Source organism: Pseudoclavibacter sp. RFBA6 (genome assembly GCF_002931575.1).
GTDB lineage: Bacteria > Actinomycetota > Actinomycetes > Actinomycetales > Microbacteriaceae > Pseudoclavibacter > Pseudoclavibacter terrae.
This window is the reverse complement of the sequence record NZ_PSUA01000010.1, coordinates 72,358-86,647: the sequence shown is the minus strand read 5'-3', so window position 1 is coordinate 86,647 and position 14,290 is coordinate 72,358. Positions and strand designations below refer to the sequence as shown.

Here is a 14,290-nt window from a genome sequence, read left to right as displayed (position 1 = left end):
TCCGGCCCTGATAGGGTGCCGCGCCGGGTTGGAGGTCATGGTGATGTCGCAACCGGGAGCCGGACGGCTCAACCAAACGTTGCAATCGGCCCTAACTGTCTCATAAACAGGAATTTTCCTGAAGCACAGCGATGCAGCTTGCGCGCCTCCTGGTGTTGGCCAACCGACGCTTCTGCCGGACGCCGCGGCCGATGGGACGAATTGTGTGGATGGGTTCTTAATTTAGGCCCGTCGTTGGAGGCGTGTCGAGGGGTGACTTTAGCCCGGGACCCTTAGTCGTGGGAAACGACGCCAACTCGACCACTTGTGTGGTGTGCGGACAGCCGCTCGTGAAGAATGGGAGAACCGCGGCAGGGACCCAGCGATGGCGGTGCCAGACGTATGGGTCATCTGCTGTCCGAAACGCGCTGATCGCGCTCGGCGCAACGAGTTGCGGGAGTTCTTGCGGTGGCTGCTCGGGAAGCACTCGCAGATCGAGCTGGGCGGCCCGAGCGCCGCCCGACAACTGCGGCGCCGGACTGGGTGGTGCTGGGCAATCAAGCCAACGCTGGGCCCGGTCGATACGCGCCATCGCGTCGTTCTGGTTGATGGGAACCCCATCGGCTCGTGGTGTCTCTTGATCGCGGTCACAGAGGACCTGCAGGTCCTCGCGTGGCAGTGGTGCTCGACCGAGTCATCGGCCGCTTGGACCGCGCTCTTGGCGCGCATCCCCGCGTCCGAGGTGGTGGTCTGTGATGGCGGTTCCGGGTTCGCGTCGGCCGCCCGTTTCTGCTGGCCAGACACTAAGACTCAACTCTGCGAGTTTCACGTGCACATTAACGTGCGGCGTCACCTGACGCGGCACCCGAGAACTCAGGCGGGGTGAGACTTGCTGAAGCGCTCGAAAGCACTCTCACCGGTCGTGGACGCCGACACCGCCGTCGCGTGACAGCTCGGGCGGCAGGCTTGGTGGCCGAAGCACTGTGCCTCACGAAGCAGCGCTCAAGCGATGGATGCTCCTCGTGGGGGACCCACGACCGGCTCCGGAAAGCATGGCTACTCCTCAGCAAGCTCTCCGGGAACGGGCACCTGTCCACGCATGCCGCCCGGGGAAACCTGCGCACCACGAGCCCGCTCGGGGGCGGCATCAGCAACGGCATCCGTACCACGTTGCGCAACCACCGAGGCATAAGCGAGTGGAGCCGCTCAGTCTGGGCCGGCAGGTCCTCACACGCGCAAGCTCATCCATAAGTTTTGTCCTAGAAGCCGTAAGCCCCACGAACCCACCAGAAGACAGAAATAGCCCGAACCTGCGACTGCAAGTTCGGGCTATTTCCATGTCTTGCGACATCTCACCGTCGGGCTGACAGTGTCCTGGTGCAGGACATACGCATAGGGTGTCGCGAGACATCGGCATAACCTGTCGCGAGACATGCGCATGATCGTGATGCTGGACCATGAGCAAGCAGCGCCTCGTGATCACCGCCGTCCTCGCTGGCGCGAGCCAGTCAGCAACTGCCCGCAAATACGGCGTCAGCCAGCCCTGGATCTCGCGACTCATGGCCCGCTACCGAGTCGAAGGCGAGACCGCGTTCGAGCCCCGAAGCCGACGCCCCCACACCTCACCCACCGCGACCAACCCGGCCGCGATCGAGCAGATCCTGCACCTGCGCCACCGCCTCATCGTCGCGGGCTTCGATGCCGGCGCTGACACCATCGCCTGGCACCTCGAGCACGACCACCACCTCCGCGTCCACCGCGCCACGATCCACCGCATCCTCACCAAGCACGCCCAGGTCACCCCGGACCCCACCAAACGCCCGAAAAGCCCCTACCGGCACTTTCAAGCCGACCAACCCAACGAACGCTGGCAATCCGACCTCACCCACTACCGACTCACCACCCCCGATGGACGCCCGGACGCGGACACCGAGATCATCACCTGGCTGGATGATCACTCCCGCTGCGCGCTCCGCATCGAGGCCCACCAGCGCATCACCATACCCCTCGTGCTCAGCAGCTTCCGCGCCGCCGCACGCGAGCACGGCTACCCAGCCTCGACCCTCACCGACAACGGCATGGTCTACACCGTCCGCCTCGCCGCCCCCGAGAACGAGGGAGGACGCAACAGCTTCGAGAACGAACTCCACCGCCGGCACATCACGCAAAAGAACGGGCATCCCCACCACCCGCAAACCCAAGGGAAAGTCGAACGGTTCCAACAGACCCTCAAGAAATGGCTCCGCGCGCAACCCAAACAGCCCACCACCCTCGCCGAACTCCAGCACCTCATCGACCAGTTCCGGAACGACTACAACACGAACAGACCACACCGAGCCCTCCCGCACCGAGCCACCCCGGCCGCCCGCTACGCGACCGGCATCAAAGCCAGCCCGAGCCGCGCAACGAAGCGCATCACCCACGACCGCGTCCGCACCGACCGCGTCGACGACTCCCGCGTCGTCACTCTCCGCGTCGACAGCAAACTCCGCCAAATCGGCATCGGACGAACCCACCCCGAACCCACGTCAAGCTCCTCATCCAAGACCTCGACGTGACCGTCATCAACGCCACCACCGGCGAAGTCCTCCGCGAGCTCACCATCGACCTCAGCAAGGACTACCAACCCACCGGCAACCCCAAAGGACCCACGCCAAAAACGAAATAGCCCGAACCTGCAACCGCAGGTTCGAGCTATTCCGATGTCTTGCGACATATCACCGTCGGGCTGACAAGATTTGAACTTGCGACCCCCTGACCCCCAGTCAGGTGCGCTACCAAGCTGCGCCACAGCCCGTGGCTTTGTTCTCCGCGAGGACAACTCGACCATCCTAGCGGAACCTGGGGGCTTCGCGCACCACCGTGTCGCCGTCGTGTCGCGAGCGACGAGTGGCGCGCGGAGCCACCTGGCTAGTTGTAGAGCATCCCGCCGTCGACGAGCAGCACCTGGCCGGTCACGTACCCGGCGTTGGGGCTCGCGAAGAACGAAACCACGCCCGCGACGTCCTCTGGAGTCTCGATGCGGCCGAGCTGGATCGACTCGACGTTCTCCTTCAGGTTCTGGCCGAGCGGCTTGCCGTTGATCTTCGACAGCTCACTGTCGATGAGCTCCCACATGCCCGTACCCACGATGCCGGGGCCATACGCGTTGACCGTGATGCCGTGCGTCGCGAGCTCCTGCGCGGCGACCTGCGTCAGGCCGCGCACCGCGAACTTCGACGCCGAATACGCCCCGAGGATCGGGAAGCCTTTGATGGCCGCGATCGACGCCGCCGAGATGATGCGCCCCTTCACGCCCCGCTCGATGAACGACTTCGCCGCGGCCTGGATGCCGTACACAACCGAGTTCACGTTGATCTGGAAGATCTTGTTGAGCTCCTCCTCCGTGACCTCGAGGATCGGCTTCACCTGTGCGATGCCGGCGTTGTTGACGATCACGTCGAACCCGCCGAGCTTCTCAAGCGCCGTCGCGACGGCCGCCTCGACGTCTGCCTTCTTCGACACATCCGCCGCCACGAACACGGCACGGCGACCGAGCGCTTCGATCTCGGCGACTACCCCGGCAGCCTTCTCCGCCTGGAAGTCGAGGTCGGCAACCACGATGTCGTAGCCATCCGCAGCCAGCTTCAGCGCGATCCCGCGCCCAATTCCCTGACCCGCTCCGGTGACCAGCGCGACCTGTGTGTCGGTCATGACAACTCCTAACTCGAGGTGCGGCCGAGCAGACTTCGCCTGCGACCGCTGAACGACGCCACGATAGGCGCGCATCCACGCCACCCGCGAAGGCACCGGACGCTCGCCTCGACTCCCCCGCGGCACCCCGCCCGACGACACCGCACGCAACCCTCGGCAACCCCTGAACCCCCTCCAGGCAAACCGCGCGCAAATGGGGTTAAATCGACTCGTGGCGCCCCGACTCCAGCACGATGCCAGCAGACGCAACGACGCGAGCCGGCCCGCCAGAAAGGCGACGGCATGACGCTCCCCCTCGAAGGGGCGTTCCCCTCCACGTCCGACCTCACGTCATACTCGCGGCTCCTCAGCGACGTCTACGACGCGGAATTCTCCGGCAAGCCGGCACCCGCGCATCCACGCGACGTCATCGCCGACTCCTGGGCACGACTTCGCCGTCGCGGAGTACGCCCGAATCGCCGGCCCGCGAGCGCGAAGCAAGCCGAGCCCGCCTCTACCGGAGTCTCCGCAACAAACGAGCTCGACTCCGATGCCCTGCTGCTGACGTCGCTCATACGCGCGAACCTCGGCCACCTCTCGACCCTGCTTCGCGACGACACCGCCGTCCTCGTCATCAGCGACCGCCACGGCCGCATCGTCGCCCGGAGCGGCGGCACGCAGATGCTGGCCCGCGCCGACGACCTCGGCTTCATCGAAGGCGCAGCATGGGGCGAGAACAGCGTCGGAACAAACGCCATCGGCACAGCCCTCGCGGCCCGCCGCGCCGTGCAGGTACACGGCGCCGAGCACTACTCCCGCTCGCAGCACCTCTGGAGTTGCACCGCAGCCCCGGTGCGCGACCCCAGAAACGGCCGAACGCTCGGCACCGTCGACCTCTCCTTCGAAGTCGCCGACGCGCACCCCATGTCGCTCGGCCTCATCTCGCTCCTCGCCCAAGCGGCAACACAGGACCTCCGCGAGCGCCACCACCGCGACATCGCCGACCTTCGCGCCGCGAGCTTCAGCGCCACCCGCGAGCTCGACCATCCGTGGGCCGTCGTCGACGAATGGGGTTGGGTTGCTGCCTCGCACGGCGTCGACGTGAACTCCCGCATCCCGCTCCCCCGCGGCCTGCAGGCGGGCGACACGTGGACCACACCCTCCGGGGAGGTGCTGATCAGCGGGCTTGACCGAGGATTCCTCCTGGCCCCGGCGCGCGCATCCACGAGACCGGCGGATGCACCGCCCGAGACCACGATCACCGTGTCGGCCACCGGCACAGGTGCGCTCGTCGAACTGCGCACCCCAACCGGCTCACGCGAAGTGCGCATCCCTTCCCGCCAAGCCGACATCCTCTTCCTGCTGGCCGCCGCGCCGCGAGGGCTCACCGCACGTGAACTCTCCACCCGCCTGTACGGGACGCCGGAGCACGACGTGACCGTGCGTGCGGAGACCAGCCGCCTGCGCCGCCACCTCGGAGACGTGCTCGTCGCCGCCCCCTACCGGTTCGCGCCCGGCATCACCGTCACTGCGACAGACAACTGACCCGAACATCCACCCGGCCGATTGTTCGCACAATCTCCCGCCTCGGAATAGCCTGGTACCTGCGCAGCGTTGCGAACCCAGTCCCCGAACTCAGAAGCAGAGGTCCGCAACATGCAGGTCATGCCCGAACTCACCCCCTTCCGGCGAGGAATCGCCCTCTTCGCGCTCGCGCTCGGAGGGTTCGGCATCGGCGTCACCGAGTTCGCCACCATGGGGCTGCTGCCCGACATCGCCCGCGAGCTGCTGCCCGGCTTCGAGCAGAACCCGGATGCGGTGATCGCGCAGGCGGGCATCCTCATCTCCGCGTACGCCCTCGGCGTCGTCGTCGGCGCACCCGTGTTCGCGGTGCTCGCGGCCCGCATGTCGCAGACGAAGCTCGCCTTCTGGCTGCTCGGCATCTTCATCGTCGCCTCCGCCGCATCTGCCCTCATGCCCGACTTCGGCACGACCGCCGTCATGCGCTTCATCGCGGCGCTCCCCCACGGCGCCTACTTCGGCGTCGCCTCCCTGCTCGCCGCCCGCATCATGGGCCCAGGCAAGCAAGGCCAGGGCGTCGCCCTCGCCCTCTCCGGCCTCACGATCGCCAACATCTTCGGCGTGCCCCTCGCAACCTGGCTCGGCCAGGCCAGCGGCTGGCGCTACGCGTACATCCTCGTCGCGGCCATCTTCTTCGTCACCTTCCTGCTCGTGTTCTTCTTCGTGCCCCGCTACCCCGGCAACCCCGAGCGCAGCGCCATGAAGGAGCTCAGCGCGTTCAAGAACCCGCGCCTCTGGATCATGGTCGCCGTCGGCGCCATCGGCTTCGGCGGGTTCTTCGCCGTCTACTCGTACATTGCCGAAGTCACGACCCGCGAGACCGGCCTCGGCCCCGGCATCGTGCCGTGGGTGCTCGCGACCCTCGGCGTCGGCATGACCCTCGGCAACCTCATCGGCGGATGGGCGGCCGACCGCAACCTGACGCGCACGATGTTCATCGGCTTCGGCTCGTTCATCGCCTCACTCGTGTTCTACAGCCTCATCGCGTCGAACCCGGTCGGCCTGTTCATCGCCGTGTTCTTCCTCGGCCTCACCTCGTCGTCGCTGCTGCCCGCCATCCAGTCGCGCCTCGTGCGCATCGCCGACGAAGCAGCGCTGCTCGGAGCGGCCATCAACCACGCCGCGTTCAACGTCGGCAACAGCCTCGGCGCGTGGCTCGGCGGCATGGTCATCGCGGGCGGCCTCGGCTACCTCGCCCCCGGCTGGGTTGGCGTCGTCCTCGCCGTCCTCGGCATGGGCCTCACCGCACTCGGCGTCTCCGTCGAGCGCCGCGACAAGCGCCACTCCCTCGACACCACCGGGCTCCGCACGATCCCCGCCGCAGAACGCGCCGACGTCGGCGCGTAAGCCCGGGGCCGCGCAGGCACGATCGCTGCTAGTCGAAGCGCCGTTCTGACACCCTGTGAACGGCCATTTGACTGGCAGCGTTCAGCGCTGGTGGCGCAAGCGCCGGGGCGGGGCGCTACTGCACGGTCGACGCGAACATGTTCAGGCCGAGCTTGTTCGACAGGTGCCTGGTCGCGCGAATGCCGCGCACGCTGTTGCCGGCCGCATCCAGTGGCGGTGAGAACGTCGCGAGCGACCCCTTTCCGGGCGCGATCGTGACGATGCCGCCGGAGACTCCGCTCTTGCCGGGCATGCCCACCTCGAACAGCCAGTCGCCGCTCGCCTCGTACATGCCGTTGGTCGCCATGACGGAGAGCACGTCGCGGCTCACGGACGGATCAACGACATCGACACCGGAGATCGGGCAGTCGCCACCGTCGGCGAGCGTCGCCCCCATCGTCGCGAGGTCCTCGGCCGTGACGAGCAGCGAGCACTGGCGCGTGTACAGCTCGGTCACCTGCATGGGGTCGAGCGAGATGTGCCCGTAGCTCTCCAGCAGCCTCGCGATGCCCCGATTGCGGGTGTTGGTCTCCATCTCCGACTCGTACACGCGCTCGTCGATCTCCAGCTCGTGACCCGCGAACTTCGACAGGCCCGCGTGGATGAAGTCCCACTTCTCATCCCACGTCGTGCCGGGCACGAGCGACGTCGTCGCCAGCGCACCCGCGTTCACGAGCGGGTTCATGGTGCGCCCACCGTTCAGCTCGATCGCCATCACCGAGTTGAACGGCAGCCCAGTGTTGTTCACGCCGATGCGCTCCCGCACCTCCACGTGGCCCAGCTCCTGCACGACCAGCGCGTACACGAACGCCTTCGAGATCGACTGGATCGAGAACTTGAGCTGCGCATCCCCGAACGAGAAGCGGTGCCCCGTCGCCGAGGTGAGGCTCAACCCGAACCAGCCGGAGTCAGCCTCCGCGAGCGCCGGAATGTAGTCGGCGACCCGCCCGTCCTGCACGTCGCGGTACCGCTCGTACGTCTCAGACAGCATCTCGCGCACCCGCACCGGGTCCGGGAGGTTGCCCGTCGACACGACCCGGCTGTCCGGAGCCACCAGGTCGGGTTCGTGCGGGAACTCGGTCGAATGCTCGAGCAGCGTCGAGCGCGGGGCGTCGGCGGCCCGCTCGGGGAGCGCCTGTTCGGGGAGAGTCGTCACGACCCCGAATCTAGTCTTGAACGGTGCCGGACGCGAAGAGGTTCATGCCGAGCTCGTTCGACAGGTGCCTGGCCGCCTTGATGCCGCGCACGCTGTTGCCGGCGTCGTCGAGGCGCGGCGAGTAGCTCGCGAACCCGCCCTTGCCCGGGGCGATCGTCACGAGCCCGCCGGAAACACCGCTCTTCGCGGGCATCCCGATCTCGTACAGCCACTCGCCGCTCGCCTCGTACAGTCCGTTCGCGGCCATGACGGCGAGCGCATCCCTGGACGCACCCTGCCCGATGACCTGCTCCCCCGTCTTCGGGTTCCGCCCGCCGTCGGCGAGCGTCGCCCCCATGACAGCGAGGTCCTCCGTGCTGACGAGCAGCGCGCACTGGCGCGTGTACAGCTCCGTCACCTCGTGCGGGTCGAGGGTGATGTGCCCGTAGCTCTGCAGCAGGCGCGCGATGCCCTGGTTGCGGATGTTGTTCTTGCGCTCAGACTCGAACGCCTCCTCGTCGATCTCGAGGTCGCGCCCTGCGAACCCGGAGAGGCCGCGGAGGATGAAGTCCCACTTCTCCTCCCACGTCTCCCCCGGCGCGAGGGCCGACGTCGCGAGCGCGCCCGCGTTGACGAGCGGGTTCATGGTGCGCCCGCCGTTGATCTCGATCGCCATGACCGAGTCGAACGGCAGGCCCGTGTTGTTGACGCCCACGAGCTCGCGCGCCTTCGTGTGCCCGACCTCCTCGCGCACGAGCGCGAACACGAACGCCTTCGAGATCGACTGGATCGTGAACAGCAGCTCCGCGTCGCCGCGGCTGTAGCTCTGCCCCTCCGTCGAGACGATGCAGATCCCGAACAGGTCGGGATCCGCATCCGCCAGCGCAGGAATGTAGTCGGGCACCTCGCCGTCGTCGACCGACGAGAACTGCTCGTACGTCTCGTCGATCGCCGTCTTCACGTCGCCCGAGTCGGGCAGCTGCCCCGTCGAGATCGCAGAGCGGCTCGAGTGCACCATCTCCGGCTCGTCGCCGAACATGTGCGTCGCGTCTATGGATCTCCCGGTGTCAGTCACACGCGAAGGCTAGTCGAGGCGCACCGGAGCAAGCTCCGCCCACACATCCCCCGGCCCAGGGTTCTCGGCAGCGGATGCGCCGCCCAGGTGCTTCGCGACGCCCCACACGGCGTTGAGGGCCGTCGTGACGGCGCCCTCCGCCCAGCCGGCCGTGAACGAGATGTCGTCGCCGGCGAGGAAGATGCCTCGCTGCTCGGCGGCGAGCTCATCCTGCACGAAGTGCCCGAAGAGGCGCTCCTGGTACCGGTAGTGGCCTGGCAGGTTGTTCTTGAAGGCGCCCATGTAGTTGGGGTCGGCCTCCCACGACACGGTGATCGGCTCGCCAACGATGTGCGCGCCGATGTCGAGGCCCGGGTAGATCTTGTCGAGCGAGTGCAGCATGAGCCGCGTGCGCTCCGACGCGTCGAGGGCCAGCCACTTGAGGGCGTCGTCGTTCCACGTGTAGGAGAGGAGGATGACGGCGGGCTTGTCCGGCCCCTCGTCGATAAGGTACGTCGCGCGAGGCAGGCGGTCGGTGAGGGTCATGCTCATGACCGGCTTCCCCGTCGCCGGGTCGAGGTCGCGCCAGAACGGGCGGTCGACCATGACGAACGTCTTCGACGAGAGCATGTAGTGGCTCTTCTCGATGGCCGTCCACATCTCCGGCGTGAACAGCGCCTCGTCGGTGTCGATGCGGGCCGAGAGGAGCCACGACTGGCACGTCACGATGGCGGACGCGAACTCCTGGGTGCGCCCCCACTTCTCCGTGATGCTGACCCCGCCGTTCGCACCGCGCCTGATCGCGGCGACGGCACCGCGAGGCACGCCGCCGTGGAGGCTCGCGAGGCTCGTGCCCTCCGGCCAGTGCTCGAGCTCGGCCGGCTCGTGGTGCCAGAGGTCGACGGGCAGCTTCTGCGCGCCACCCACGATGCGGCGGTGCGCGTCGTCGGCGTTCGTGAACACGACCCGCAGGATCTCGAGGATCGAGTTGCCGAAGTCGGTGTCCCATCCACCCGTGCCGAAGCCCACCTGGCCGAAGGCCTCGATGTGCTCGAAGCTGAGATCCCTGAAGGCCGCGCTCTCTGCCACGAAACCGTAGAACGAGCGGTTGTCGAACTTCCCCACCAGCTCGTTCCAGGCGGCCTTCAGGGTCTCGGTGTCACGCGCCCGGATGGCGTCCTGGATGCGAACCAGGTCGGCCTCCTCCGTCAGCGCGCGCTTCCACGCCTCGGCCACCTCCGTGAAGAACGGGGGCAGATCGGCGGGAGTCTCCGCGTAGAACGAGGTGCCGGCGAGCTCGATGACCGTCGACGGGGTCACCTCGGAGAGCGGGTTGGGGAACGCCTGCGTCTCGAGGCCGAGCAGGTCGACGTAGTGGTAGAACGCGCGTCCCGACTCGGGGAAGCGCATGCCACCCAGGTCGGCGATGACGCTCGGCGCCGCGTCGAACGAGCGCGTCTTCAGTCGACCGCCGATGCTGTCGGCCTCGAAGATGACGGGCTTGAGCCCCATCTTCATGAGCTCGTAGGCGGCGACGACACCTGCGACGCCGGCGCCGACCACGGCCACCTCGGTGCCGTGGCGGTGCTCCGGCACCGAGCCGAGGCCGGCCGGATGCGCGAGGAACTCGTCGTAGCTGAACGGGAAGTCCGGGTTGAGCATGGTCACCGGCTGCGGGTCCTGCGGCGTGGATGCGCCTTCCGCGCGCTGGGGGCCGCTCGGCATCGGGGTCGCGATGGTCACTTGTGCTCCTTCATGATGACGGGGGTCGCGGCTGTTGCCGCGTTGACGTAGTCGTTCTCGCTCATGGCACCGACGATGGAGTGCTTCCGACCGTACGCGAAGTACAGCGCGACGCCCACGATCATCCACAGACCGAACACCATCCACGTGGTGCCGCCCAGCGTGACCATGAGGCCGAGGCACATGACGATGCCGAGGATGGGAACGACGGGGAAGAACGGCACCTTGTAGCTGCGCGGCAGCTCGGGGCGTGCCCGGCGGAGGTAGATGACCGACAGGTTCACGAGCGCGAACGCGAACAGGGTGCCGATGCTCGTCGCATCCGCCAGCTCGCCGAGCGGGATGAACGCGGCCACGATCGCGATGATCGTGCCGACGATGACCGTGCCGGCGACCGGGGTGCCGGTCGAGGGGCGCACGCGGCCGAAGATCTTCGGCACCATGCCGTCGCGCGACATGCGGAACAGGATGCGCGTCTGCCCGTAGTAGACGGTCAGCACGACGCTCGCGATGGCGATGACGGCGCCCACCGAGAACATGAGCGCGAGCGTCGGCTGGCCCGTGATGTCGGTGAGGATGCGCACGAACGCCGCCTCGCCGTCGTTGAACTCGGTCCATGGGAGCGCGCCGATGGCGGCGACCGCGACGAGGATGTAGACGACCGTGACGATGACCATCGACAGGATGATCGCGCGCGGCAGGTCCTTCTGCGGGTTCTTCGCCTCGTCGCCCGCCGTGGAGGCGGCGTCGAAGCCGATGTAGGAGAAGAAGAGGCGGCTCGAGGCGGCCGCGACGCCGGCGGCGCCCATGGGGGCGAGCGGCTCGAAGTTCTGCGTCGTGAACGCCGTGAAGGCGATGAAGACGAAGATGAGCAGCACGATGACCTTGATGGCGACCATGACCGTGTTGACCCAGGCGCTCTCCTTCGCGCCGCGCACGAGCAGCAGCATCGCGACGATCACGAGGGCCGCGGCGGGCAGGTTGAAGAAGCCGCCGTCGAGGCCGATCGGGTTCGCGAGGGCCGGCGGCAGGGCGAGGCCGAAGACGCCGAGGGTCTCGTTGACGTACTGGCCAGCGCCGACGGCGACGGCCGCGACGGAGACGCCGTACTCGAGCACGAGGCACCACCCGCAGACCCAGGCGACGCCTTCGCCCATCGTCGCGTACGAGTAGGAGTAGCTCGAGCCTGAGACGGGAACGGAGCTCGCCATCTCGGCGTAGGAGAGGGCGGAGAGGAGCGCCGCGAGTCCGGCGACCGCGAACGCGATCCACACGGCGGGACCGGCCAGCGGGACCGCGGTGCCGAGGATCACGAAGATGCCCGTGCCGAGCGTCGCCCCGACGCTGATCATCGTCAGCTGCCACATGCCGAGCGTGCGCTTCAGGCCGCCCTCGCCAGACTGGGTCAGCGACTCGTCGGTGAGCTGCTCCAGCGGCTTGCGTCGCAGAAGCTGCGCGCCGAGCGGCGTGCGGGACCTGCCGGTCGTGGTGGGTGATGTCGCCATTGACGGTTCCGTTCTTGATCAGGGATCGATCAGCTCTGTTGAGCGTGGCCATCGTATGGTCGCACCGCGCAGCGCAGACACGGGCGATATGCTCGGTTCGTCGCGAAGATGCGACAGAATGCACGGGAGCTCGCATGCCATCACCCTCGTCACCGCACGGCCAGATCACCATCGCCCAACTGCTCGCACGCCCCGAGCTGCACCTCGAGGCGGTCGTCGACGGAACCCTCGACACGAGCATCCGCTGGGTCGCCTCCAGCGACCTCCCCGACCCGACCCCGTACCTGCTCGGCGGCGAGTTCCTGCTGACAGCCGGCGTGGGTCTGCGCGGCCTGGGTGACGAGGAGCTCGCAACGTACGTCGACCGGGCCGTCCAGACCGGCGTCGTCGCGCTCGGCATCGGCATCGGCCCCGTCTTCACCTCCGTCCCCACGGCACTCGTCGACGCCTGCACTGCCCGGCAACTCACACTCGTCATGGTGCCCAACGACACCCCGTTCGTCTCCGTCACCCGCACCTTCGCCGAGATGACGGAGCTGCGGCGAGTGGATGCGCTGCGCACGCTCGCCGACGCCACGCGCAGGCTCCTGCGCGCCGCATCCGCCGACCAGCCCGAGACCGCGGTCGCGGCGGCCCTCGCGGAGCGCCTCCACTCGTGGGCCGCGGTCGTCGGCCAGGGCGGGACCGTGCGCGCCAGGGCGGGGCAGGTGCCGCCGGCTCCCGTGCTGGGCGCTCTGGCGGAGGCCGCCGACCCGACCAAGAGCGGTCACGCCATCTACCCGCTGCGCAGCCTTGGCGGCGCCTCCCTTGGCACCCTTCTCGTCGAGGCTGCTCCCCCGGCCGGCTCGACAGCGCACGCGTTCCTCACGACGGCCCACGGCATGCTCGAGCTCATCGCCCGGCAGCGCACCTCCGGCAGCGTCGCGCCAGGGCAGCTGCTCGTGCCGCTGCTCCTCGAAGAGGGTGACGTCTTCGCGCGCTCGAACGTCGGCCAGGACGGCGAGCTCTGGCGCGAGCTGCTCGCGCAGGCCGCAGGCGGTGATGCGCGCGCCCGGACCCTGCGGGTGGTCGTCGCCTGCGCACCATCCGCCGGGAAGGGCACCAGCGAGCTGCACCGCTGGCGGAGCCTGTTCGACACGAAGCTCGTCACGATCTCCGCCGAGCACGCCACGGTCACGCTCATCACCCGCCTCGACGTCACCGAACGACGGCTCTCATCCCTCGTCGACGAAGGCTGGAGCTTCGTCGTCGGCAGGCCCGTCGCACCCGAGCAGCTGCGCGCATCCGCCGCAGAAGTCCGCGCCCTCGAGCGTCGCGCGCGCGAAGACGGCGGAGTGGTGCGCGTCGGCGCCGACCTCGCCCCCGTGCACTCGTTCATCGGCACAGCCTCAGGTCGGGCGCTCGCCGACCGGCGCCTCGAACCGCTGCTCGCCCTCGACGCCGACGCGCGGGATGCGAAGCTCGCGCTGCTCCGCGCCTGGCTGCACGCCAACGGCCACTGGGACGCGACCGGCCGCGAACTCGGGATCCACCGCAACAGCGTGCGCCGCGGCATCGACCAGCTCCGAGGACTGCTGGGGCTCGACCTCGACGACGCCCGCGTGCGCGCCGAACTCGTCATCGCCCTCGACTACGTCGAATAGCTACCCGGCGAGCAACTCGGTCAAGGCCCAGAGCAGCACCAGCGCTGCGACGACGATCGCGAACGCCGGCGCCCCCGCCACGAGAACCTCGCCGACGCTCGCCCCGCCCCGGTATCGGCGCCGCACGCGCATCGGCGAGAGCGGTTCGCTGATCAGCGTGACGTGACACCCAGCCGACCGAAGCGCATCCACGACCCGGAGACCATGCGGCGTGAACGCCGCGATCGTGTCGTCACCGCGCCGCAGGATCACTCGCGCGGCAGTCCCCGGGCCCGTCCTCGCGGAAGCAGCAGGCGCTCGACGACGACGACCTCGTCGATGACGTCGACCGGGATGACCCGCTCCCTGCGCCGCACGGACCTGATCACGAGACCGGGCCCCTCGACCCTCGCCTCAACGAACCGACCGAAGAGCACCGCGCCCACGCTGAGCGCCACGGCCCCGAGCAGCGCCAGCACCGCGCCACCCGTCGAACCCTTCGCCCACGGCCCCGCGACAGCCTCGACGAGCGCGAACCACGCGAGGCCGACGAGAAACGCGACGGCCGCCACCACCAGAAGCCACCGCCCAGCCCGTACCGACACGCGTCTCC

Annotated in this window: 12 protein-coding genes and 1 tRNA gene; 5 read left to right on the top strand and 8 right to left on the bottom strand. The window is 68.3% G+C overall.

Annotated elements, in window-relative coordinates; all coding sequences use genetic code 11:
* The first annotated feature begins 364 nt into the window (after nucleotides 1-364).
* On the top strand, nucleotides 365-865 hold the full coding sequence (locus C5C17_RS19125; RefSeq protein WP_104252605.1) for a transposase: 501 nt from the start codon (nucleotides 365-367) through the stop codon (nucleotides 863-865).
* Between the two features lie 571 nt (nucleotides 866-1,436).
* Nucleotides 1,437-2,537 carry an IS481 family transposase gene (locus C5C17_RS06680; RefSeq protein WP_308471305.1) on the top strand — a complete coding sequence of 367 codons (1,101 nt, stop codon included), beginning with the start codon at nucleotides 1,437-1,439 and terminating at the stop codon, nucleotides 2,535-2,537.
* A 165-nt stretch (nucleotides 2,538-2,702) separates the two neighbouring features.
* Here the strand turns inward: C5C17_RS06680 and C5C17_RS06675 are convergent.
* Both C5C17_RS06675 and C5C17_RS06670 read right to left on the bottom strand, forming a co-directional pair.
* Nucleotides 2,703-2,776, bottom strand: a tRNA-Pro gene (locus tag C5C17_RS06675).
* Between the two features lie 113 nt (nucleotides 2,777-2,889).
* The gene (locus C5C17_RS06670; protein WP_104252604.1) at nucleotides 2,890-3,672 is read right to left on the bottom strand and encodes an acetoin reductase; all 783 of its coding nucleotides are present in this window, start codon (nucleotides 3,670-3,672) and stop codon (nucleotides 2,890-2,892) included.
* Nucleotides 3,673-3,954: 282 nt separating this feature from the next.
* On the opposite strand from C5C17_RS06670, the gene C5C17_RS06665 reads away from it, so the two are divergent.
* Together C5C17_RS06665 and C5C17_RS06660 are read left to right on the top strand one after the other, a co-directional pair.
* Complete coding sequence (locus tag C5C17_RS06665; protein WP_104252603.1) at nucleotides 3,955-5,196, top strand: helix-turn-helix domain-containing protein; 1,242 nt, start codon at nucleotides 3,955-3,957, stop codon at nucleotides 5,194-5,196.
* 120 nt (nucleotides 5,197-5,316) lie between these two features.
* Complete coding sequence (locus C5C17_RS06660; RefSeq protein WP_104252942.1) at nucleotides 5,317-6,579, top strand: MFS transporter; 1,263 nt, start codon at nucleotides 5,317-5,319, stop codon at nucleotides 6,577-6,579.
* Nucleotides 6,580-6,694: 115 nt separating this feature from the next.
* On the opposite strand, the gene glsA (C5C17_RS06655) is transcribed toward C5C17_RS06660, so the two are convergent.
* Genes glsA (C5C17_RS06655) through C5C17_RS06640 form a run of 4 tightly spaced genes read right to left on the bottom strand, consistent with a single transcriptional unit; the run spans nucleotide 6,695 to nucleotide 12,055 of the window.
* Nucleotides 6,695-7,774: a glutaminase A gene (glsA, locus tag C5C17_RS06655; RefSeq protein WP_308471304.1), complete on the bottom strand. Its 1,080-nt coding sequence runs from the start codon at nucleotides 7,772-7,774 to the stop codon at nucleotides 6,695-6,697.
* 10 nt (nucleotides 7,775-7,784) lie between these two features.
* Complete coding sequence (gene glsA, locus C5C17_RS06650) at nucleotides 7,785-8,828, bottom strand: glutaminase A (RefSeq protein WP_258066034.1); 1,044 nt, start codon at nucleotides 8,826-8,828, stop codon at nucleotides 7,785-7,787.
* Between the two features lie 9 nt (nucleotides 8,829-8,837).
* A complete protein-coding gene (locus C5C17_RS06645; RefSeq protein WP_374953901.1) occupies nucleotides 8,838-10,550 on the bottom strand; it encodes a flavin monoamine oxidase family protein in 1,713 nt (570 codons plus the stop codon).
* Nucleotides 10,547-12,055: an amino acid permease gene (locus C5C17_RS06640; protein ID WP_104252602.1), complete on the bottom strand. Its 1,509-nt coding sequence runs from the start codon at nucleotides 12,053-12,055 to the stop codon at nucleotides 10,547-10,549. The genes C5C17_RS06645 and C5C17_RS06640 overlap by 4 nt, the downstream gene beginning before the upstream one ends.
* A 134-nt stretch (nucleotides 12,056-12,189) precedes the next feature.
* Between C5C17_RS06640 and C5C17_RS06635 the strand changes: the two genes are divergently transcribed.
* Nucleotides 12,190-13,698, top strand: coding sequence for a PucR family transcriptional regulator ligand-binding domain-containing protein (locus C5C17_RS06635; protein ID WP_167516507.1), 1,509 nt, complete (start codon nucleotides 12,190-12,192; stop codon nucleotides 13,696-13,698).
* Here C5C17_RS06635 and C5C17_RS06630 read toward each other — a convergent pair whose 3' ends face one another.
* The gene (locus C5C17_RS06630) at nucleotides 13,699-13,950 is read right to left on the bottom strand and encodes a hypothetical protein (RefSeq protein ID WP_104252600.1); all 252 of its coding nucleotides are present in this window, start codon (nucleotides 13,948-13,950) and stop codon (nucleotides 13,699-13,701) included.
* Complete coding sequence (locus C5C17_RS06625; RefSeq protein WP_146079099.1) at nucleotides 13,947-14,282, bottom strand: hypothetical protein; 336 nt, start codon at nucleotides 14,280-14,282, stop codon at nucleotides 13,947-13,949. Before C5C17_RS06625 ends, C5C17_RS06630 begins: the two co-directional genes overlap by 4 nt.
* Nucleotides 14,283-14,290 lie beyond the last annotated feature (8 nt).